This is a genomic window from Pseudomonas sp. PSE1(2024), from assembly GCF_050990555.1.
In the GTDB taxonomy this organism is placed as follows: Bacteria; Pseudomonadota; Gammaproteobacteria; order Pseudomonadales; family Pseudomonadaceae; genus Aquipseudomonas; species Aquipseudomonas aphyarum.
This window is the reverse complement of record NZ_CP158967.1, coordinates 5366008-5385240: the sequence shown is the minus strand read 5'-3', so window position 1 is coordinate 5385240 and position 19233 is coordinate 5366008. Positions and strand designations below refer to the sequence as shown.

The window sequence follows — 19233 nt, the reverse complement described above, 5'->3', positions numbered from 1 at the left end:
AGCGTGTGAAAGGCCTGACAGACGTTTAGCGCGCCAGCCTCCGGGACAATTGGTGCAGCAGCGGAAACAGCAACGCCCACAGCAGCGCGATGCCGATCAGGGTAGGGAGCTCACCGAGAGGAAACTGCACGCCGGCCAGTCGTCCGCCGGCGCCATAGGACAGCGCGCCACCTGCCGCACCAAACAGGCTGGCCAGCCACCACGGACTCGCGCTCCATTGCAGGCAATGACGCAATGTCGTGGCAAATAACGCCCACAACAACATCAGCCACAGCGGAATCAGCGGCGACAGATCCTTGAACTCGAAAACCCCGAGGCCGCGCAGCGCACTGTCCACCGCCGTGCCGATGATCACCACACTGAGGATCAACCGGCCTTCCTGCGGCCAACTGCTGATCCAGCGCAGATGAATCACCAGCACCGCCAGCGCCAGCAACAACCACAAACTGTTACCGCCGAGTACGCAGGCCAACCAGCCGATCTGGAACAGCACCGCGTTGGCCAACCGCTCAAGCATCGAAACGGCCCAGCAAAGGCGCGGTCATCGCCGCCGGTTTGGCCAGCACCAGTTGTGCGGTGCCGATGGTGCGCTCGAGGAATCCACCCTCGCAATAACACAGGTAGAACTCCCACAGCCTGAGGAAGTAATCGTCATAGCCCAATTCGGTCAGACGGCCGTGAGCATGGCGAAAGTTCTCGTGCCACAGACGCAGGGTGCGGGCGTAATGCAGGCCGAAATCTTCCATGTGCAACAGGTTCATGTCGGTGTCGCGGCTGACGATCTCGAGCATTTTCTGCACGCAGGGCAGGGCGCCGCCGGGGAAAATGTAGCGCTGGATGAAGTCCACCCCACGACGCGCCTGCTCGTAGCGCTGTTCGCGGATGGTGATCGCTTGCAGCAGCATCAGGCCGTTGCTCTTGAGCAAGTGCGCGCACTGTTTGAAGTAGGTCGGCAGGAAGCGGTGGCCGACCGCTTCGATCATCTCGATCGACACCAGTTTGTCGTACTGGCCGGTGAGGTCGCGGTAATCCTTGAGCAACAGCGTCACCTGATCCTGCAGGCCGAGGCGTTCGATGCGCGCGGCGGTGAAGGCGAACTGCTCCTTCGACAGCGTGGTGGTGGTGACTTTGCAGCCGTAGTGCTGCGCCGCGTAAAGCGCCATGCTGCCCCAGCCAGTGCCGATTTCCAGCAGGTGGTCGCCGGGCTTGAGCGCGAGTTTCTGGCAGATCCGCTCCAGCTTGTTCAGTTGCGCCTGCTCCAGGCTGTCGTCGGGGCTGAGAAACTGCGCGGCGGAATACATCATGGTCGGGTCGAGAAACTGCTCGAACAGGTCATTGCCGAGGTCGTAGTGGGCGGCGATGTTTTTCTGCGAGCCCTTGCGCGTATTGCGGTTGAGCCAGTGCAGCCCGCGCACCAGCGGGCGACCGAGTCGGGCCAGGCCACCTTCCATTCCGTCGAGCACTTCAAGGTTGCTGACGAAAACCCGCACCACCGCCGTCAGATCCGGCGAGCGCCAGTAACCATGAATGAAAGCCTCACCGGCACCGATCGAACCATTGCCGGCGACCAGCCCCCAGGCAGCCGGATCCATGACCTGAATTTCCCCCACCAACGCGCTGCCCGGTGTGCCGAAGACGTGGCGTTCGCCGTCCTCGATGACGATCAGTTGACCCTGTTTGAGCTGCTCCAGCTGGCGCAGTACTCCCCGGCGCAGCAGCGAGCCGCTCAGGCCGTGGGGGCTAAGCAGGCTGGCTTTGGCCGAGACGCTAGTGGATTTCATGGTGGCGTTCCTCGGTCGGTACGGTGGCGGTTCGAAAACGGTCGTCGGCGCGCTGGTGGGCAAATATCGGGGTGCGCTTGAGCAACAGGCGCAACGCCTGCCAATAGATCGCCAGCGCGGTCTTGGCGGTCATCCAGGGAAAGCGCCACAGGTGCCGGTGCAAGTGGTGTCGATCAAGGGGTTCACGTCGCAGGTCGAGGGTGGCGTCGAACAGTTTTTGCTCGCCTTGCCAGTCGGCCATGTGCACACCCAGGACCTGCGCGGCAGGGCTGAAGCTCATGCGGTATTCCAGGTCCGGCGGCAGGAATGGCGAGACATGAAACGCCTTGGCCACGGCAAAGTGCTGGTGAAAGTCCTGCAGGTTGCTGGGCGCTCTGGCCGGCAACACGTAGTGAAAACGCTCGCGCCACGGGGTATTGCTGACTTCGCAGAGAATCGCCGCCAGTTGGCCGTCGGCCTCGTGGCAATAGAAAAAACTCACCGGGTTGAACGACAGGCCCCAACTGCGCGGCTGGGTCAGCAGGCAGATCGAGCCTTGCGGCGCATGGCCCAGAGCTTCGCCAACCAACTGGCGCACCGCATCGCTCAGGCGCACGCCGCTGCCGGTGAAGGTTTTCAGGTAGTCGGTTTCGCGAAATGAAAACGGCGCAAAGCGGCCGGCGCCTGCCAGTCGGGACAGGCCCAGCACCGCCTCCTGTTCAGCCAGATCGAGGTACAGCATGCCGATCCGGTAACGGAACTCATGACGGCGCGGGGCGAATCGCCGATGGGCGATCCAGCCACTGTAGAGTGCGCTGTTCACAGGCTTTCTCCGAAGGACGCGGCCACGCGCAAAGCGCTGACCACCCCGTCCTCATGGAAACCGTTGGCCCAATAGGCGCCGCAATAATGCGTGTGCTGCTCGCCGTCGATTTCGGCCCAGCGCTGTTGCGCCGCCACCGCCGCGAGGCTGAATTGCGGGTGAGCGTAGGTGAAGCGCGCGAGCACTTTGGACGGGCTGATGCCGGCGCTCTGGTTGAGGCTGACGCAGAACGTGGTATCGCTCTGGATCCCTTGCAGGATGTTCATGTCGTAGGTCACGGCGGCCTGGGTATGACCGGCGCCGCCGAGGCGATAATTCCAGCTGGCCCAGGCCCGTTTGCGTGTGGGCAGCAGGCGGGTGTCGGTGTGCAGCACCACTTCGTTGTCGGCGTAGGGCAGAGCGCCGAGGATTTCCCGTTCTTTATCGTCAGGATTTCCCAGCAGTCGCAACGCCTGATCGCTATGGCAGGCCAGCACCACTTTATCGAAACGTTCGATGCCGGCCGGGCTGTGGATAACCACGCCGTGTGCGTCGCGATCGATCCGCCCCACCGGGCAGTTCAGGCGGATGCGCTCCTTGAACGACGTCGTCAGCGGCGCGATGTAGGCGCTGGAGCCACCCTTGATGACCTGCCACTGCGGGCGATTGCTGATCGACAGCAACCCGTGGTTCTCGAAAAAGCGCACGAAGAACTGCAATGGAAAATTGAGCATCTCGGCCATCGGCATCGACCAGATCGCCGCGCCCATCGGCACGATGTAATGCAGGATGAAACGCTCGCCGTAACCGCCGGCCTTGAGGTAATCGTCGAGGGTGGTGTCGGTGGCGATCCGCTGTTCGGCAAGGTCGCGCCGGGCTTCTTTGTTGAACCGCAGGATGTCGCGCAACATGCCCCAGAATCCGGGGGACAACAGGTTGCTGCGCTGGGCGAACAGGCTGTTCAGATTATTGCCGTTGTATTCCAGACCGGTGTCCGGATCGTTGACCGAAAAACTCATCTCGGTGGGTTTGAAGGCCACGCCCAATTGGCCGAGCAAACGAATGAAGTTCGGATACGTCCAGTCGTTGAACACGATGAAACCGGTGTCCACTGCGTAGTCGCGCCCTTCCACGGTGACCGGTACCGTGTGCGTATGACCGCCGACCCGGGCGTCGGCTTCGAACACGGTGATGTCATGTCGGCGAGCGAGCAGATACGCGCAGGTCAAACCGGCGATGCCGCTGCCGACGATGGCGATTTTCATGTTGCATCCCTTAGCGGCGGATTGCTGCGCACCATGCGTTTGCCAATCGCCAGTTGTACGCGCGCGGGCATTTTCGACAAGGGCCACAGGACCGCCATGAACAGCGCCGGAAAGGCGATTTCCAGTGGCCGGTCTTTCAGCTTGGCGAAGATATGCCGCGCGGCTTTATCCACAGGCCAGCTTAGCGGCATCGGAAAATCATTTTTGGCGGTCAGGGGCGTGTCGACGAAACCGGGACTGATCACCGTGACTTCAATGCCTTCGTCTGCCAGGTCGATGCGCAGGGATTCGAACAGATAACGCAGCCCGGCCTTCGACGCACCATAAGCTTCGGCGCGAGGCAACGGCACATAGGTCACCGAGCTGGCCATGCCCACCAGATGCGGTGCCGTGCCTTTGCGCAACAAGGGCAGGGCGGCTTCGATGCAATAGCTGCTGGCGAGCAGGTTGGTGCGTACTACGTGTTCGATGATCGACGCGTCGAATTGACGGGCGTCGACGTATTCGCAGGTGCCCGCGTTGAGGATTACCGTATCGAGCGATCCCCAGTCCGCTGCGATCTGTTCGCCGATTTCGCGCACGGTCTGACTGTTGGTCAGATCGCCGGGCACCACCAGTACCTGTCCCGGATAACGTTGCGACAGCACTTTGAGCGGCGCGACCTGGCGGGAACTGACCGCCAGATGTGCACCGGTCTTGAGGATTTCTTCTGCCAATGCTGCACCGATGCCACTACTGGCACCGGTCAGCCAATAACGCCGTGGAGCTGTACGACTCATCCCAATCTCCTTTTCAGCCAGGCAATCACTCGGCCCAATACGGGTAAATGTTCATAAAGCAGCGCTCCGGCATCGAAGTAATCCCGGTGGCGGTAAACCTTGTCGCTCCAGAGCAGGTGCGAGCAGCCGGCGACGCGGATCAGTTGCCCACCGCTCAGACGCGGGTGGCGGTAGCTCATGACCCAACGCAGATAGCCTTCGCCGTCGCTGATCTGGTCGAAGCCGTGGAAATCGAAGCGCAGTTCGTTGACGTTGGCGTACAACTCACTGAAGTAAGCGCGCAGGTTCGTCAGCCCCTGCACTTCGTGTAGCGGGTCGGTGAAATGAATGTCCTCGCTGTACAGCTCATCCAGGGTGCGCAAGTTGTCCTTGTTCAACTGTGCGAACCGCTGGGCGAAACTGCGCAGAAATTCACTCATCGTTCACTCCTTGAGACGCGCGTGACGGCAGGTTCTTGAACGCTGTCAGCGCCCGTTCCCGTGATGCGCTCAGATTGACGATCGGCGCCGGATAGTCCGCCACGCCGAACAAACCGCCGGCACTGGCCGGGTTGTGGACTTCTTTCTTGTTCAGGCCGGCCAGTTCCGGCAACCAGTGCTTGATGAACAGGCCTTCGCTGTCGAATTTTTCCGACTGGCTGACCGGGTTGAAAATACGGAAGTACGGCGCCGAATCGGTGCCGGTCGAGGAACTCCACTGCCAGCCGCCGTTGTTGGCAGCCAGGTCGCCGTCGATCAGGTGGCGCATGAAGAAACGCTCGCCTTCGCGCCAGTCGATCAACAGGTTTTTGGTCAGAAACATTGCCACCACCATCCGCAGGCGGTTGTGCATCCAGCCGGTTTCCAGCAATTGGCGCATGGCCGCGTCGATGATCGGCAAGCCGGTGCGGGCTTCCTGCCAGGCGGCCAGATCCTCGGGGGCATCACGCCAGGCCAGGGCTTCGGTTTCCGGGCGGAATGCGCGATGCCGCGAAACCCGTGGGTAACCGACGAGGATGTGTTTGTAGAACTCGCGCCAGAGCAGTTCGTTGATCCAGGTGACAGCGCCGACCTTGCCGCTTTCGAATTCGCCCTGATTGCTTTGCAGGGCGGCGTGCAGGCATTGGCGCGGCGAGATCACGCCGGCGGCCAGATAGGCCGAGAGCTGGCTGGTGCCGGGTTTGGCCGGGAAGTCGCGTTCGCTCTTGTAGTAGTCGATCTGCGCATCGGCGAACGTGTCGAGACGGCGCCGGGCCTCGGCTTCACCGGCGGGCCACAGGGCGCGCAGGGATTCGCCCGGTGTCGGGAACCCTTCGATGGCTTCTGGAACGGGATCGCTGGCGATGTTCAGCGCCGATTGTTTGCCCGGTGCCTGTTTCAGCGACGGCATCGAGCGGTGCAGGCGTTCGTAGCAGACCTTGCGGAACTGGCTGAACACCTGAAAGTAAGTGCCGGTTTTGGTCAGTACGCTGCCGGGTTTGAACAGCAATTGGTCCAGGTAGCTGTGGAAGGTTATGCCTGCCGCTTGCAACGCCTCGGCAACGGCCTCGTCGCGACGGCATTCGTTGATGCCGTATTCCTCGTTGACGTGCACGGCCTCGATCTTCAGTTGTCGGCACAGTTCGAGCAGCACGGCGGGTGCCTGATTCCAGTGAGGCGCGGTGCGGATCAGGAGCGGGATGTTCAGGGCACCCAGGCTTTTGCTCAACTCGCGCAAATTGCGCAGCCAGAAATCGATCTTGCACGGCGCGTCGTCATGTTCCTGCCATTGCAGCGGGCTCAACAGGTACACAGCCACGGTCGGGCCACGCTCGGCGGCGGCCGCGAGGGCGGTGTTGTCATGTTGGCGCAGGTCGCTGCGCAGCCAGATCAATTGCATGTCGGTCTCTGTCTGAATCATTAAATCAATCCACGCTGAATGAGCACCCGATGCGCCGAAAGAGGGTCTTCGGCCAGGAGCAGATCAGCGAAATCGGAAGTCTTTGCGGACAACTCGGCGTGGTGAATGCACACCGTGGGTCCGGCAATCAGTTTTGGGCAGCTGACGCCATTCAACAGTTTCGGTAGCTGCGCAAGGCTCAGGGCTTTGCTGGAATACAGCAGTACGCCACGGGCTTGCAGGGTATCGGTTGCCAGTGCCAGCTCTCCGGCCGGCAGCGGCCAGTCGAACACCTGCACCGGGCAGTCGGCGCTGCTGATCAGCCAGGCGCAGAGCCACAGGTGCGGCTCCAGCGGTAAATCCGACTGATTGACCAGCAGCAGCGGCGCGGTGCGCAACTGACGGTTGTTATGGTAGATGCGTGCGCCAAATTTGCTGCGCAACCAGGCAAAAAAGAACACGCGCTCCATCTGCGCGCCGAACTGGCCCTGCCAGCGCTGTTCGAGATCGCTCAGCAGCGGCAGCAGCAATTGCTCGCAGAGTGTGCGTGGCGGATACAGCGCCATCGCCTGGTTGATGCTGTCGTCGAGGCTGCGCTCGTTCAGGTGAGTAACCGCCAGCAGGGCGGCCTGGCGCAACGGATGCCATTCGTCCTCCACCGGTTCGTTTAAAGCTTGCGCCGTGTCGAGCAGCGGTTTGACCTGGCTGACCGCAACGCCCCGATTGAGCCAGGTGAGGATGTTCTGGATGCGCTGCACATGTTCGGCGCTGTAAAGACGATGGCCCTTGGGCGTGCGCTGCGGAACGATCAGCCCGTAGCGTCTTTCCCAGGCGCGCAGGGTTACGGCATTCACGCCGGTCTGGCGCGCAACTTCGCGAATCGGCAGCCAGCCTTCGTCGAGGGCTTTCTTGAAGTCGGCGCCGAGGTCTTCACGGGCGCTGGTGTCGGGTGAGTCGTTCATCAAATGGCGTTTCGCAGGCTGAGGTTTTCCGGATGCGGTTGCAGGTACACCTGCTGCGCAATGTAGGGATCCGGGTGGAGGCGAAAGTGATGCTTGAGCAGCGTCAGCGGCACTACCAGCGGCACGATGCCGTGCCGGTACTGGCCAATGATGTGTTGCACTTCCTGTTTGTCTTCGGGGGTGATGACCTGTTTCAGGTAGCCACTGATGTGCTGCAGGACATTGCTGTGGGTGCGGCGGGTGGCGCATTTTTTCAGCGCCGCCATCAGTTCACTGAAATAGCGCGGGCCGAGCTCGTCCGGCGCTGTCTGGCCCATGTTGCCCAGCAGACTGCCCAGTGCCTTGTATTGCACCGGGTTGTGGGCCATCAGCAGGTATTTGTAGCGCGAGTGAAATTCGGTCAGTGCACGGCGGCTCAAGCCCTGCTCGAGCACCTGCTGCCATTCGCGGTAGGCGAGCACGCGGGTGATGAAGTTTTCCCGCAGCACCGGATCGTTCAGGCGCCCGGCTTCCTCCACCGGCAGATTCGGATGCTGCGCACAGAACGCCTCGGCGTAAATGCCACGCCCGCCACCATTCACCGGTGCACCGTTGGCGTGGTAGACCTTGACGCGCTCCAGACCGCAGGAGGGCGATTGCTGCATGAAGATGTAGCCGCAGATGTCACTGAGTTCCCCCGCCATTTTCTCGCCGTAAGCGGCCAGTGGCTGGGTGACGTTAATCGACGGATTGACGGTGCCGACCGCTTCAGGCTTGGCCGGGTCGCCCACAAGTCGAATCGGCTCGCGGGGAATTCCCAGACCGATCGCTACTTCAGGACAGACGGGAACGAATTCAAAATGCTCGGCCAGGGTGCGGCTGCACAGCCGCGATTCCTTGTGTCCGCCGTTGTAGCGGACCTCGGCGCCCATCAGGCAGGCGCTGATGGCGATTTTCGGTAGGGACGTCGATGAGTCGGACATGCAGCAACCTCGAATCTAAACCTGTACAGACAAACTGATCTGTACAACATGCCTTCAGCATAGATTCATGGGTGTACAAGTCAAATTGTTTGTATAAGTTTTTTTGAGGTTTTCAGCGCCAGCCCATTTTCCAGCGTGAGTCATCCTGCAGGACCTGCCAGTCGCATTGCTCGGTACGCCGGGTCAGCACCGCCTGCAATTCGATCGCCAGCACCGTACCTTCTTCGTCGCGGAACAGTTCGGTCACCAGAAAATGCTTTTCACGGTTTTTCGGGTGGGCTGCTGTCCATTTCGACAGCAGCAATTTGCGCGGATTGATGCGGTTCACTGCAGGTGTTCGTGCAAGCGTCTTGCAGCCTCCTGACCACTGAGCCATGCCCCTTCGACCCGACCCGACAGGCACCAGTCACCACAGGCGTACAGACCCAGGTCGGCGTCGGCCAGAGTGCCCCATTCATGGCTGCTGGCCGGCCGGGCATAGAGCCAGCGGTGGGCGAGGCTGAAGGTCGGGGCCGGCATGGCGCTGTGCAGCAACTCGGCGAAGGCGCCGTGCAATTGTTCGATCACCGCTTCCTTGGGCAAGTCGATGTGCTGCCGGCTCCAGGCACTGGTGGCGTGCAGGACCCAGGTGTCGCACGTGGTGTCGCGTCCCGGTTTGCTGCGGTTGCGGGCCAGCCAGTCGAGGGCGCTGTCCTGGACGAAGCAGCCTTCGATCGGCGTATCCAGCGGCGTGTCGAAGGCGAGGGCGACGGCCCAGGTCGGGTCCATTTTCACCCCGGCGGCGGCACCGGCGAGTTTCGGCGCGGCGGCCAGCAGGGCGGTGGCCTGAGGCGCCGGCGTGGCGATCACGACGTGGCTGAACGGCCCGTGGGTGAAGCCTTCGGCGTCCTGCAGGTGCCAGTGTTCTTCGCCGCGATAGACCTCGGTGATCCGGCAGGCGAAGTGCACTTCCAGACCGTCGAGCAGGCCTCGGGTGATGGCGCTCATGCGCGGCGTGCCAACCCAGCGGGTCTGTTCGTCCGGCGACAGGTTCAGTTGCCCGCCATGAAAGGTGTAGAGCTGCGGTGCCCATTCGGCGACCCAGCCCTTGCTTTGCCAGCGCTGGACTTCGGTCACGAAGCGTCGGTCACGGGCGGTGAAATATTGCGCGCCCATGTCCAGCGAGCCGGCGTCGCTGCGCTTGCTCGACATGCGCCCGCCGCTGCCGCGGCTTTTATCGAACAACTGAACGGTATGCCCGGCATCCGTCAGGGCCTGGGCGGCGGAGAGTCCGGCGATGCCGGTGCCAATGATTGCGATAGGTACAGTCATAGGGGCCTCGTTTACCTTTCTGTACAGACTACGCCGTGGATGAAACCTGTACAATTTTGTTTTTTGGTATAACTTCCAGCGTTCTCGTTCTGACAGCTTGGCCTATGGTTAAACAATAGAGCCTGCCCGATAGAAAAGATCCCTGTTTATAAAAATAGACTAGTGATCGGGGTAAAACGCCACGCGAGGTAGAAGTCATGCACATATTGCTGACCGGCGGTACTGGATTGATCGGACGTCAGCTTTGCCGGCACTGGTCCGGGCAGGGTCATCGCCTGACGGTCTGGAGTCGTCGTCCGGAAAAAGTCGCGAACATCTGTGGCGCTCAGGTGCATGGAATCGCGCGTCTGGAGGACCTTGGCGACGAGCCGGTCGACGTGATCGTCAACCTCGCCGGCGCGCCGATTGCCGACCGGCCGTGGACCCATCGGCGCAAGGCGCTGTTGTGGAGCAGCCGGATCACGCTGACCGAATCGTTGCTGGCGTGGCTGGAACATCGCGGGCAGAAACCGTCGCTGCTGATCTCGGGTTCGGCCGTGGGTTGGTACGGTGACGGCGGCGAGCGTGAGCTGACCGAAGACTCGCCGCCGGTGATCGACGATTTCGCCAGCCAGTTGTGCATCGCCTGGGAGGAAACCGCGCAACGCGCCGAAGCGATGGATATTCGCGTGGTGCTGGTGCGCACCGGACTGGTGCTGTCGGCCGAGGGCGGCTTTTTGTCGCGCCTGCTGCTGCCGTTCAAGCTCGGGCTGGGCGGGCCTTTGGGCAATGGTCGGCAGTGGATGCCGTGGATTCATATCGATGACCAAATCGCCCTGATTGATTTTCTTCTGCACCGCAATCAGGCGAGCGGTCCTTATAATGCGTGCGCGCCGAAACCTGTGCGCAATCGCGAATTCGCCAAGACGCTGGGCAGCGTGCTGCACCGCCCGGCGTTCATGCCGATGCCGGCCCTCGCCTTGAAGGTCGGGCTCGGCGAGATGTCATTGCTGTTGCTGGGTGGCCAACGGGCCACGCCGAAACGCTTGCTGGAAGCGGGATTCACTTTCCGGTTCACGGATTTACGCGCGGCCCTGGACGATCTTTCCAGCCGCCTCTGAAATAGGACGTTGCATGACCGATCACGCCTTGCTTCTGGTCAACCTGGGTTCGCCGGCCTCCACTTCGGTGGCCGACGTGCGCAGCTACCTCAACCAATTTCTGATGGACCCGTACGTGATCGACCTGCCGTGGCCGGTGCGGCGTCTGCTGGTGTCGCTGATCCTGATCAAGCGCCCGGAGCAGTCGGCCCATGCCTACGCCTCGATCTGGTGGGACGAAGGTTCGCCACTGGTGGTGCTCAGTCGTCGCCTGCAACAGCAGATGAAGGCGCAGTGGACTCACGGCCCGGTTGAGCTGGCCATGCGTTACGGCGAGCCGTCGATCGAGACAAGCCTGTTGAAGCTGGTCGCGGCGGGGCATAAACGCATCACCCTCGCGCCGCTTTATCCACAGTTCGCCGACAGCACCACCACCACGGTGATTGAAGAAGCCAAGCGGGTGGTGCGCGAGAAGAAGCTCGATGTGCAGCTGTCGGTGTTGCAGCCGTTCTACGATCAGCCGGAATACCTCGACGCGCTGGTGGCGAGTGCCCGACCGCACTTGCAGCAGGATTACGATCACCTGTTGCTGAGCTTCCACGGTTTGCCGGAACGGCATCTGACCAAGCTCGACCCGACCGGCAATCATTGCTTCAAAAATGAAGATTGCTGCAAGAACGCCTCGGCGGCCGTACTGGCCACCTGTTATCGCGCCCAATGCCTGCGCACAGCGGCGCTGTTCGCTGAGCGCATGGGGCTACCGGACGGCAAGTGGTCGGTGTCGTTTCAGTCGCGACTGGGCCGGGCGAAGTGGATCGAACCCTACACCGAAGCGCGGCTGGATGAACTGGCCAAAAGCGGCGTGAAGAAGATTCTGGTGATGTGCCCTGCGTTTGTTGCCGATTGCATCGAGACCCTGGAAGAGATCGGCGATCGCGGCAAGGAACAGTTCTGCGAATCGGGGGGAGAGGAGCTGGTGCTGGTGCCGTGCCTGAACGATGACCCGCAATGGGCGAAGGCGTTGGCAACGCTGTGTGAACGGGCGCCACTGGCCCTTTGATGATCGTCGATGATTGATCGTTCCCACGCTCCGCGTGGGAATGCAGCCCGTGACGCTCCGCGTCACTGGACGCGGAGCGTCCCCAGAGGCATTCCCACGCAGAGCGTGGGAACGATAAGTGTGGGGTGATCCGCGTGGGAACGATCTTGAAGCCAAGGCTTAGATCAGCGGCTCATCCGCCTTCTTGTGTTTCCAGCTGTCATTGCCCGGCAGGATCAGGTTCAGCGCAATCGCCACCACCGCGCACAGCGCGATGCCTTTGAGGCCGAAGTCGTCGGGACCGGTGCCGGTGCCGACCAGCACACCGCCGATACCGAACACCAGGGTCACCGAAACGATCACCAGATTGCGTGCCTCGCCCAGGTCGATCTTGTGACGGATCAGGGTGTTCATCCCCACCGCCGCGATCGAACCGAACAGCAGGCACAGAATCCCGCCCATCACCGGCACCGGAATGCTTTGCAGCAAGGCGCCGAACTTGCCGATGAACGCCAGGGTGATGGCGAAGATCGCCGCCCAGGTCATGATTTTCGGGTTGTAGTTCTTGGTCAGCATCACTGCGCCAGTCACTTCGGCGTAGGTGGTGTTGGGCGGGCCGCCGAACAGGCCGGCTGCGGTGGTGGCGATGCCGTCACCGAGCAGGGTGCGATGCAGGCCAGGCTTTTTCAGGTAGTCGCGACCGGTCACGCTGCCGACCGCAATCACGCCGCCGATGTGTTCGATCGCCGGGGCCAGCGCCACCGGGACGATGAACAAAATCGCCTGCCAGTTGAACTCCGGCGCGGTGAAGTGAGGAAGTGCAAACCATGGGGCTGCCGCAATCTTCGCGGTGTCGACGACACCGAAATAGAAGGACATGGCGAAACCCACCAGCACGCCGGAAATGATCGGCACCAGACGGAAAATGCCTTTGCCGAACACCGCCACGATCAACGTGGTCAACAGCGCCGGCATCGAGATCATCATCGCGGTCTGGTAATGGATCAGCTCGGAACCGTCACCGGCCTTGCCCATCGCCATGTTCGCGGCAATCGGCGCCATGGCCAGGCCGATGGAGATGATCACCGGACCAATCACCACTGGCGGCAGCAGACGGTCAATGAAGCCGGTGCCTTTGATCTTCACGGCCAGGCCAAGGAAGGTGTAGACGAAACCGGCCGCCATCACGCCGCCCATGGTCGCCGCCAGACCGAACTGGCCCTTGGCGAGAATGATCGGGGTGATGAAGGCGAAGCTCGACGCCAGGAACACCGGCACCTGACGCCCGGTGACGATCTGGAACAGAATCGTCCCAAGACCTGCGGTAAACAGTGCCACGTTCGGGTCCAGGCCCGTGATCAGTGGCATCAGCACCAGGGCGCCGAAAGCCACGAACAGCATCTGTGCGCCGGACAGCACCGTGCGCCAGAGCGGATCGTTGAACTCTTGCTGCATGCTTACGCGTCCTTCTGCTTGGTGCCGAAGATCTTGTCACCGGCATCGCCAAGCCCAGGAATGATGTAACCGTGCTCATTGAGTTTCTGATCGATGGACGCGGTGTAGATGATCACGTCCGGGTGAGCTTTCTCGACAGCGGCGATGCCTTCCGGCGCGGCTACCAGCACCATCGCGCGGATGTCCTTGCAACCGGCCTTCTTCAGCAGGTCGATGGTCGCAACCATGGAGCTGCCGGTGGCGAGCATCGGGTCGATGATCATCGCCAGGCGCTCGTCGATTTCCGGAACCAGTTTTTCCAGATAGGTGTGGGCCTGCAGGGTTTCTTCGTTACGGGCAACGCCGACGGCGCTGACCTTGGCGCCCGGGATCAGGCTCAGCACGCCTTCGAGCATGCCGATGCCGGCGCGCAGGATCGGCACGACGGTAATCTTCTTGCCGGCGATTTTCTCGACCGACACAGTGCCGCACCAACCTTCGATATCGTAGGTTTCCAGCGGCAGGTCTTTGGTAGCTTCATAGGTCAACAGGGCACCGACTTCCTGAGCGAGCTCGCGGAAATTCTTGGTGCTGATGTCTGCACGGCGCATAAGGCCAAGTTTGTGACGGATCAGCGGATGGCGGATCTCTTGGATGGACATGGGGAAAGGCTCCGGCGGCGGGCAAAAAAACCGGCCTAGATTAATCTATCCGAGGGTGATGTCCTATAGGACATACAGTACGTTAGTCCACAAATGCTTGATTCGGCCGTGCGGGATGCGTACCTTTGCCCGCTTTTCCGAAACAGACCCCCCTTGGAGAGCGCCATGTCCGCTGATCTCGAGCATATCCGTCAAATCATGCGAGAGGCTGACTGCCTGTACACCGAAGCTGAAGTCGAGGCTGCCATTGCCCGCGTCGGTGCACAAATCAACGAACAACTGGCCGACAGCAACCCGGTGGTGTTCTGCGTGATGAATGGTGGCCTGATCTTCTCCGGCAAACTGCTGACTCATCTGCAGTTCCCGCTGGAAGCGTCCTACCTGCACGCCACCCGCTATCGCAACGAAACCAGCGGCGGCGACCTGTTCTGGAAAGCCAAGCCGGAAGTCTCGTTCATCGACCGCGACGTGCTGATCATCGACGACATCCTCGACGAAGGTCACACCCTGGGCGCGATCATCGACTTCTGCCGTCACGCCGGCGCGCGCAAAGTGCACACCGCCGTGCTGATCGACAAGGATCACGACCGCAAGGCCCGTCCTGACCTGAAAGCCGACTTCGTCGGTCTGCCGTGCATTGACCGTTACATCTTCGGTTACGGCATGGACTACAAAGGCTACTGGCGCAACGCCAACGGGATCTTCGCCGTCAAAGGCATGTAAGAACCCCTGAAAGATCGCAGCCCCAGGCTGCGATCTTTTGCTTTTAAAGACTGCTAAAGTGCTCGGCCCCGCCCCCCGGAGCCTGTCATGAGCCTCTTGATCCGCAGCTGCGCCGCCCTGTTGCTGACCCTCAGCCTGCCCCTGGCCGCCGCCCCGATGCACAGCCAATTCCTGCCGCCGGACGACCTGACCCTGCGCGATGCCGAACCCGAGCAGCAGCAACTGTTGCAGGTCACCGATTATTCAGTGGTGGTGGGGGCCCAGCGCCAGTCCAATCAGCAGCCGATCCCGGTCACCTCGCCATTGATGATCCGCCTCAAGGGCAAATCCCTGAACAAGGGCGCAACGATCAATCAGGTGCTGGTCAACTTCGATGGCGAAAGCAAAAGCCTGAAAAAACCGGTGTATGACGACAAGAGCAAGACCCTGACGCTGTTCTACCCGCTGGCCCAGTACCGGGTGGTGATCGATCTGTTGCGCAACGACACGGTGTACGTGCAGTTCCTGACCTACGCCAACGGCCACATCTGGGCCGATTTGCACACCGGCAGCACGCGCTCGCGTTGAGCCTTGTGCCTGCGCAGGGGTAAACTGCCCGCCCCGTGAAATGTCTGCGAGCTGGAGTCGGCAATGCGTAAAGATAAGAAGCAAGTGATTGGTGACGAGATCGGCGATGAGCAGATCAAGCTGTTCCTCGATTTTGAGCCGGTCGACGCCACCTCGCCGTCGCTGCACAAACTGGTCAAGGCTTACCGTGGCCTGCGCATCGACGATTTCGAGCGTTTCCTGACGTTCTTCGTTGCAGCCGGCTATGACGTGGACGGCAAGGACGAGCACGGCAAGACCTTCGTCGACCAGATCCGCGATCAGCGCAACGCCCCGGAATACATCGAGCTGATCGAGAAAGCACGCGGTTGATAGTCCGCGGTTTTCCCCAGGCATAAAAAAACGCCCCGCACTCATCGAGTGCGGGGCGTTTTTCATGGAGCCGAATCAGGCGTAGCTTTCGGTCTCGTTGCTGGCTTCAACCAGTTCCAGCGCGACGTTGTTCTGCGTGTTGATCTTGCGATACAGCGCAGCGTCGGTTTCCAGGACTTTTTCACGGGCCGGGAAGATTTCTGCCAGTTTGGCAGCCCATTCACCCTTGGCCTTGGCCGGGAAGCACTTCTCGATCAGTTCCAGCATGATCGAGACGGTCACCGAAGCGCCTGGCGAAGCGCCGAGCAGGGCGGCGAGGGAGCCGTCCTTCGCAGCGACCAGTTCGGTACCGAACTGCAGGATGCCGCCTTTTTTCGGGTCTTTCTTGATGATCTGTACCCGTTGGCCGGCCACTTCCAGGCGCCAGTCTTCGGCTTTCGCCTCGGGGTAGAAACGGCGCAGGGATTCCAGGCGCTGTTCCATCGACTGCATCACTTCGCTGACCAGGTACTTGGTCAGGTCCATGTTGTTTTTCGCCACGGCCAGCATCGGGCCGATGTTGCCGGCGCGAACCGACATCGGCAGGTCCATGAAGGAGCCGTGCTTGAGGAACTTGGTGGTGAAACCGGCGTATGGCCCGAACAGCAGGGATTTCTTGCCGTCGACCACGCGGGTGTCCAGGTGCGGCACGGACATCGGAGGCGAACCCACGGCGGCCTGGCTGTAAACCTTGGCCTGGTGATGCTTGACCACTTCCGGGTTGTCGCAACGCAGCCACTGGCCGCTGATCGGGAAGCCGCCAAAGCCTTTGCTCTCTTCGATGCCCGAGGCTTGCAGCAGCGGCAGGGCCGCGCCACCGGCGCCGAGGAACACGAATTTGGCGTCGACTTCACGGCTGCTGCCGCTGTTGACGTCCTTGATGCTGACGGTCCAGCCGTTGCCATTTCGCTTGAGGCCGGTCACGCGCTTGCAGTACTTGACCTGGGCATCGGGTGCGCTGGTCAGGTGCTTGAGCAGCTGATTGGTCAGGGCGCCGAAGTTGACGTCGGTGCCGTTGATCACGCGGGTTGCGGCGAGCACCTGGTCTTTCGGACGACCCGGCATCATCAGCGGCATCCACTCGGTCATCTTCGCCTTGTCTTCGGTGTATTCCATGTCGGCGAAGGCGTGGTGCTTGCGCAGCGTATTGAAACGTTCCTTGAGGAACGAAACGCCTTTTTCGCCTTCGACGTAGCTCAGGTGCGGCACCGGGCTGATGAAGGATTTGCACGAGCCGAACGTGCCCTTCTTGGTCAGGTACGACCAGAACTGCTTCGACACCTCGAACTGGGTGTTGATGTGCACGGCTTTCTTGATGTCGACGGTGCCGTCGGCAGCCTGCGGCGTGTAGTTCAGCTCGCATAGGCCGGCGTGGCCGGTACCGGCGTTGTTCCATGGGTTGGAACTCTCGGCGGCACCGGAATCCATCAGCTCGACGACTTCCAGCTTGATCGCCGGGTCGAGCTCTTTGAGCAGTACTGCGAGGGTGGCACTCATGATGCCGGCCCCAACCAGAACTACGTCGACTGCTTCGTTATGCGCCATTTAACGCGTCTCCAAAATCTGCAGCACCAAATTGTCGGCATGGCTGCCAGGCGTCCAGGGCAGGTCAGTTGAGCCCCGGGTATCCTTGGTCAGGTGTGCCATGTCCGAATCTTCGCAATTTTTCGCAACTTCGACGGATGCGTGCGGCCTGGCTTCAAGAGTCCCATGAACTCATTTCGGCACGGGGCTGGCAATTCGACTTATGGTCGAGACATCCGTTTGTGCAACCAAATCCGTAGCGGACAGGCTTCAGGCTCCGGTATTCGAGGCGTTCCCGTTCCTGTGTCGTTGGGCTGTTTCAGACGCTAATGGTGCATGTTCAGACGCAAAACTATTCATTTGCTCGCCACACTCTTGTGAAGTTGTGAAAACCCGTTTTTTTCACGCTCTTTTGAAGACGTGAACCTCAAAAAGGGCTGTCCGGGGCTGGCACCGTGCCCGGAGGGGCAAACAACTCAGTGGCCGAGCGTCATGACAGCTCTGCAGATTCGCGAAAAGCGGGATTTGCCAGGGAAACAGCAAGCACGCCAGCTTCACTCGATCTGTGTGGGCGGCTCTCTGTGGGCGATTTGGATGCCAATGCAAGCGCATTGACGCTGTTGCGGGGCCCGATCAGGAGACGTCCTTATAATCGGGGGGAGATTGTATCGAAGAAATGCGGGGAGTTGGTCGAGTTTAATGACTTTTATTAGGCATCCGGTCAGATGCTCAACATTGCCTGAGCACGTGCGCGTGGGCGCTGCTGTTCGACCCGGGCGCTGACTGGCAGAGGCTGGTGCAACCAGTTGAGGCGGATTTCCTCGATTTCGACCCAACCGTCACCCATCGGTTGCAGGCTGCATTGCTTGAAGGCCTGGCAATGGCCGTTGCGGTCGAGCAGGGCGAAGCTGCGGTGCAGCGGGCGTGGGGCGAACAACGAGATCAGATAGCGCATGGCAGTGTTCCTTTTGGGGATCTGTGAGGAAGATTGTCAAAAGGCCGTGACGCGAACGTGTATGGGGGGTGAAGAATGTGTGACAGGAACCGCTGGCAGCGGGGTTTGTCTGACATTTCAGTGCTGGTGACCCACAGTGGCCCACCGCTATACTGCCGGCCTGTCTGTGCCTGATTCTGGAGAGAAGAGCATGTTGCAACGCCTGTTGTTCGGTTTGATCACTGTGACCAGTTTGACCCTGGTTGGCTGCGCCCACAGCCCGCAACAACTGAGCCCGGAACCGAAGCTGACCACTCAGCTGGCACCGGTCGGCCATGGCCAGCCTGTCGTGGTCCGCGTGGTCGACGGTCGTCCGTCGCCAACCCTCGGCACCCGCGGCGGCCTGTACCCGGAAACCAGCGCCATCACCGTGCAGCGCGAGCAGATCCTGCCGAAGTTGCAGGCCCAGGCCGAAGCGGCCGTGCGTCTGCTCGGGTTCACCCCGACCAACAACGCCCCCAATGCACCGCAGTTGACCGTGACGTTGGCCGAACTGAAATACCAGTCGCCCAAAGAAGGCATGTACGTGACCGAAGCCACCATCGGCGCGACCTTCCGCTCCGACGTGCAGAACGCTAACCGTCGCTACAGCGGCCGTTACGGTGCCTCGCTGGACCAGCGTTTCGGCATGGCGCCGAACCAGGAAACCAACACCAAACTGGTCAGCGACGTGCTGAGCGATGCGCTGACCCGTCTGTTCAAGGATCCGACCGTGGGTCAGGTCCTCGCCGAGTAAGTATTCGGTTGATGTGAAAAAGCCCGGGGCCAGTGATGGCTCCGGGCTTTTTTCGTTCAGGCGGCCTGGGAATAGAAGTCGAGGACGCTGACGCCGGTCAGCAGATCGGTCTCGGGCAAGTCCGCATGCTGATGCCCGCCGAGGGCGCAATACACCAGCCAGTGGCGGTCCTGAACATTGAAGGCCAGGCTGCCGACGAGGGTCTGCTGTTCGTCGGACGGGGAGATGAGGTACAGGCGATCCTGGTTTTCAGCGTGAAGCATGTCGCGTTCCGTGTCGGTTTCGAGGCGCGCAGGGTGACTGAAACAAATGACGATGCCGTGACACAGGACAGCCATCGGTCGATTGAAGGGTTATTTGTCGCAAAGGCTAGGGCAGTGGGGGAGG

General features: G+C 61.1%; 22 protein-coding genes. 6 read left to right on the top strand and 16 right to left on the bottom strand.

The features are described 5' to 3' along the window. Positions 1-25: 25 nt before the first annotated feature. From ABTV87_RS24455 to ABTV87_RS24405, 11 genes are all read right to left on the bottom strand, one after another. Positions 26-517: a DUF2878 domain-containing protein gene (locus ABTV87_RS24455; protein WP_433898494.1), complete on the bottom strand. Its 492-nt coding sequence runs from the start codon at positions 515-517 to the stop codon at positions 26-28. Next, complete coding sequence (locus ABTV87_RS24450) at positions 510-1781, bottom strand: SAM-dependent methyltransferase (RefSeq protein WP_258712304.1); 1272 nt, start codon at positions 1779-1781, stop codon at positions 510-512. Before ABTV87_RS24450 ends, ABTV87_RS24455 begins: the two co-directional genes overlap by 8 nt. Further along, complete coding sequence (locus ABTV87_RS24445) at positions 1768-2583, bottom strand: DUF1365 domain-containing protein (RefSeq protein ID WP_221534779.1); 816 nt, start codon at positions 2581-2583, stop codon at positions 1768-1770. Before ABTV87_RS24445 ends, ABTV87_RS24450 begins: the two co-directional genes overlap by 14 nt. Continuing rightward, positions 2580-3827, bottom strand: a complete 1248-nt coding sequence (locus ABTV87_RS24440) for an NAD(P)/FAD-dependent oxidoreductase (protein ID WP_221534777.1) — start codon at positions 3825-3827, stop codon at positions 2580-2582. Before ABTV87_RS24440 ends, ABTV87_RS24445 begins: the two co-directional genes overlap by 4 nt. After that, positions 3824-4606: an SDR family NAD(P)-dependent oxidoreductase gene (locus ABTV87_RS24435; protein WP_085606979.1), complete on the bottom strand. Its 783-nt coding sequence runs from the start codon at positions 4604-4606 to the stop codon at positions 3824-3826. Before ABTV87_RS24435 ends, ABTV87_RS24440 begins: the two co-directional genes overlap by 4 nt. Then, a complete protein-coding gene (locus ABTV87_RS24430) occupies positions 4603-5025 on the bottom strand; it encodes a nuclear transport factor 2 family protein (protein WP_102687536.1) in 423 nt (140 codons plus the stop codon). Before ABTV87_RS24430 ends, ABTV87_RS24435 begins: the two co-directional genes overlap by 4 nt. Beyond that, on the bottom strand, positions 5018-6463 hold the full coding sequence (gene phrB / locus ABTV87_RS24425) for a deoxyribodipyrimidine photo-lyase (RefSeq protein ID WP_433899876.1): 1446 nt from the start codon (positions 6461-6463) through the stop codon (positions 5018-5020). Before phrB ends, ABTV87_RS24430 begins: the two co-directional genes overlap by 8 nt. 20 nt (positions 6464-6483) lie before the next feature. Continuing rightward, the gene (locus ABTV87_RS24420; protein WP_127799877.1) at positions 6484-7425 is read right to left on the bottom strand and encodes a MerR family transcriptional regulator; all 942 of its coding nucleotides are present in this window, start codon (positions 7423-7425) and stop codon (positions 6484-6486) included. After that, on the bottom strand, positions 7425-8387 hold the full coding sequence (locus ABTV87_RS24415; protein ID WP_433898493.1) for a YbgA family protein: 963 nt from the start codon (positions 8385-8387) through the stop codon (positions 7425-7427). Before ABTV87_RS24415 ends, ABTV87_RS24420 begins: the two co-directional genes overlap by 1 nt. 112 nt (positions 8388-8499) lie before the next feature. After that, on the bottom strand, positions 8500-8715 hold the full coding sequence (locus tag ABTV87_RS24410; RefSeq protein ID WP_433898492.1) for a TIGR02450 family Trp-rich protein: 216 nt from the start codon (positions 8713-8715) through the stop codon (positions 8500-8502). Beyond that, entirely contained in the window at positions 8712-9698 is a 987-nt protein-coding gene (locus ABTV87_RS24405) for an NAD(P)/FAD-dependent oxidoreductase (RefSeq protein ID WP_007951687.1), read from the bottom strand. The genes ABTV87_RS24410 and ABTV87_RS24405 overlap by 4 nt, the downstream gene beginning before the upstream one ends. Positions 9699-9895: 197 nt before the next feature. Between ABTV87_RS24405 and ABTV87_RS24400 the strand changes: the two genes are divergently transcribed. Together ABTV87_RS24400 and hemH are read left to right on the top strand one after the other, a co-directional pair. Continuing rightward, the gene (locus ABTV87_RS24400) at positions 9896-10798 is read left to right on the top strand and encodes a TIGR01777 family oxidoreductase (RefSeq protein ID WP_085606967.1); all 903 of its coding nucleotides are present in this window, start codon (positions 9896-9898) and stop codon (positions 10796-10798) included. 13 nt (positions 10799-10811) lie between these two features. Then, on the top strand, positions 10812-11837 hold the full coding sequence (hemH, locus tag ABTV87_RS24395) for a ferrochelatase (RefSeq protein WP_085606965.1): 1026 nt from the start codon (positions 10812-10814) through the stop codon (positions 11835-11837). A 159-nt stretch (positions 11838-11996) separates the two neighbouring features. Here hemH and ABTV87_RS24390 read toward each other — a convergent pair whose 3' ends face one another. Beyond that, the gene (locus ABTV87_RS24390; protein ID WP_007951684.1) at positions 11997-13271 is read right to left on the bottom strand and encodes a uracil-xanthine permease family protein; all 1275 of its coding nucleotides are present in this window, start codon (positions 13269-13271) and stop codon (positions 11997-11999) included. A 2-nt stretch (positions 13272-13273) separates the two neighbouring features. Next, positions 13274-13912: a uracil phosphoribosyltransferase gene (gene upp / locus ABTV87_RS24385; RefSeq protein ID WP_007951682.1), complete on the bottom strand. Its 639-nt coding sequence runs from the start codon at positions 13910-13912 to the stop codon at positions 13274-13276. Positions 13913-14077: 165 nt separating this feature from the next. On the opposite strand from upp, the gene ABTV87_RS24380 reads away from it, so the two are divergent. From ABTV87_RS24380 to ABTV87_RS24370, 3 genes are all read left to right on the top strand, one after another. After that, entirely contained in the window at positions 14078-14635 is a 558-nt protein-coding gene (locus ABTV87_RS24380; RefSeq protein ID WP_007951681.1) for a hypoxanthine-guanine phosphoribosyltransferase, read from the top strand. An 87-nt stretch (positions 14636-14722) separates the two neighbouring features. After that, positions 14723-15202: a hypothetical protein gene (locus tag ABTV87_RS24375; RefSeq protein WP_433898491.1), complete on the top strand. Its 480-nt coding sequence runs from the start codon at positions 14723-14725 to the stop codon at positions 15200-15202. Positions 15203-15265: 63 nt separating this feature from the next. Next, positions 15266-15553, top strand: a complete 288-nt coding sequence (locus ABTV87_RS24370; RefSeq protein WP_007951679.1) for a PA4642 family protein — start codon at positions 15266-15268, stop codon at positions 15551-15553. Positions 15554-15628: 75 nt separating this feature from the next. On the opposite strand, the gene mqo is transcribed toward ABTV87_RS24370, so the two are convergent. Together mqo and ABTV87_RS24360 are read right to left on the bottom strand one after the other, a co-directional pair. After that, positions 15629-17137 (bottom strand): malate dehydrogenase (quinone), encoded by a 1509-nt coding sequence (gene mqo, locus ABTV87_RS24365; protein ID WP_011335902.1) that lies wholly within the window; start codon positions 17135-17137, stop codon positions 15629-15631. A 700-nt stretch (positions 17138-17837) separates the two neighbouring features. Next, complete coding sequence (locus ABTV87_RS24360; RefSeq protein WP_007951677.1) at positions 17838-18071, bottom strand: hypothetical protein; 234 nt, start codon at positions 18069-18071, stop codon at positions 17838-17840. 190 nt (positions 18072-18261) lie between these two features. On the opposite strand from ABTV87_RS24360, the gene ABTV87_RS24355 reads away from it, so the two are divergent. Beyond that, positions 18262-18846, top strand: coding sequence for a YajG family lipoprotein (locus tag ABTV87_RS24355; protein WP_007951676.1), 585 nt, complete (start codon positions 18262-18264; stop codon positions 18844-18846). A gap of 56 nt (positions 18847-18902) precedes the next feature. On the opposite strand, the gene ABTV87_RS24350 is transcribed toward ABTV87_RS24355, so the two are convergent. Then, a complete protein-coding gene (locus ABTV87_RS24350) occupies positions 18903-19109 on the bottom strand; it encodes a hypothetical protein (RefSeq protein ID WP_039766399.1) in 207 nt (68 codons plus the stop codon). Positions 19110-19233 lie beyond the last annotated feature (124 nt).

Bases quoted from the DNA above. Each gene is read 5' to 3' on its own strand.
- ABTV87_RS24400 (WP_085606967.1), top strand. From the start codon at position 9,896: ATGCACATATTGCTGACCGGCGGTACTGGATTGATCGGACGTCAGCTT.
- ABTV87_RS24435 (WP_085606979.1), bottom strand. From the start codon at position 4,606: ATGAGTCGTACAGCTCCACGGCGTTATTGGCTGACCGGTGCCAGTAGT.
- upp (WP_007951682.1), bottom strand. From the start codon at position 13,912: ATGTCCATCCAAGAGATCCGCCATCCGCTGATCCGTCACAAACTTGGC.
- ABTV87_RS24380 (WP_007951681.1), top strand. From the start codon at position 14,078: ATGTCCGCTGATCTCGAGCATATCCGTCAAATCATGCGAGAGGCTGAC.
- ABTV87_RS24360 (WP_007951677.1), bottom strand. From the start codon at position 18,071: ATGCGCTATCTGATCTCGTTGTTCGCCCCACGCCCGCTGCACCGCAGC.
- ABTV87_RS24455 (WP_433898494.1), bottom strand. From the start codon at position 517: ATGCTTGAGCGGTTGGCCAACGCGGTGCTGTTCCAGATCGGCTGGTTG.
- ABTV87_RS24430 (WP_102687536.1), bottom strand. From the start codon at position 5,025: ATGAGTGAATTTCTGCGCAGTTTCGCCCAGCGGTTCGCACAGTTGAAC.
- ABTV87_RS24415 (WP_433898493.1), bottom strand. From the start codon at position 8,387: ATGTCCGACTCATCGACGTCCCTACCGAAAATCGCCATCAGCGCCTGC.
- ABTV87_RS24370 (WP_007951679.1), top strand. From the start codon at position 15,266: ATGCGTAAAGATAAGAAGCAAGTGATTGGTGACGAGATCGGCGATGAG.
- ABTV87_RS24450 (WP_258712304.1), bottom strand. From the start codon at position 1,781: ATGAAATCCACTAGCGTCTCGGCCAAAGCCAGCCTGCTTAGCCCCCAC.
- ABTV87_RS24420 (WP_127799877.1), bottom strand. From the start codon at position 7,425: ATGAACGACTCACCCGACACCAGCGCCCGTGAAGACCTCGGCGCCGAC.
- ABTV87_RS24440 (WP_221534777.1), bottom strand. From the start codon at position 3,827: ATGAAAATCGCCATCGTCGGCAGCGGCATCGCCGGTTTGACCTGCGCG.
- mqo (WP_011335902.1), bottom strand. From the start codon at position 17,137: ATGGCGCATAACGAAGCAGTCGACGTAGTTCTGGTTGGGGCCGGCATC.
- ABTV87_RS24355 (WP_007951676.1), top strand. From the start codon at position 18,262: ATGTTGCAACGCCTGTTGTTCGGTTTGATCACTGTGACCAGTTTGACC.
- ABTV87_RS24350 (WP_039766399.1), bottom strand. From the start codon at position 19,109: ATGCTTCACGCTGAAAACCAGGATCGCCTGTACCTCATCTCCCCGTCC.
- ABTV87_RS24390 (WP_007951684.1), bottom strand. From the start codon at position 13,271: ATGCAGCAAGAGTTCAACGATCCGCTCTGGCGCACGGTGCTGTCCGGC.
- ABTV87_RS24375 (WP_433898491.1), top strand. From the start codon at position 14,723: ATGAGCCTCTTGATCCGCAGCTGCGCCGCCCTGTTGCTGACCCTCAGC.
- hemH (WP_085606965.1), top strand. From the start codon at position 10,812: ATGACCGATCACGCCTTGCTTCTGGTCAACCTGGGTTCGCCGGCCTCC.
- ABTV87_RS24405 (WP_007951687.1), bottom strand. From the start codon at position 9,698: ATGACTGTACCTATCGCAATCATTGGCACCGGCATCGCCGGACTCTCC.
- phrB (WP_433899876.1), bottom strand. From the start codon at position 6,463: ATGCAATTGATCTGGCTGCGCAGCGACCTGCGCCAACATGACAACACC.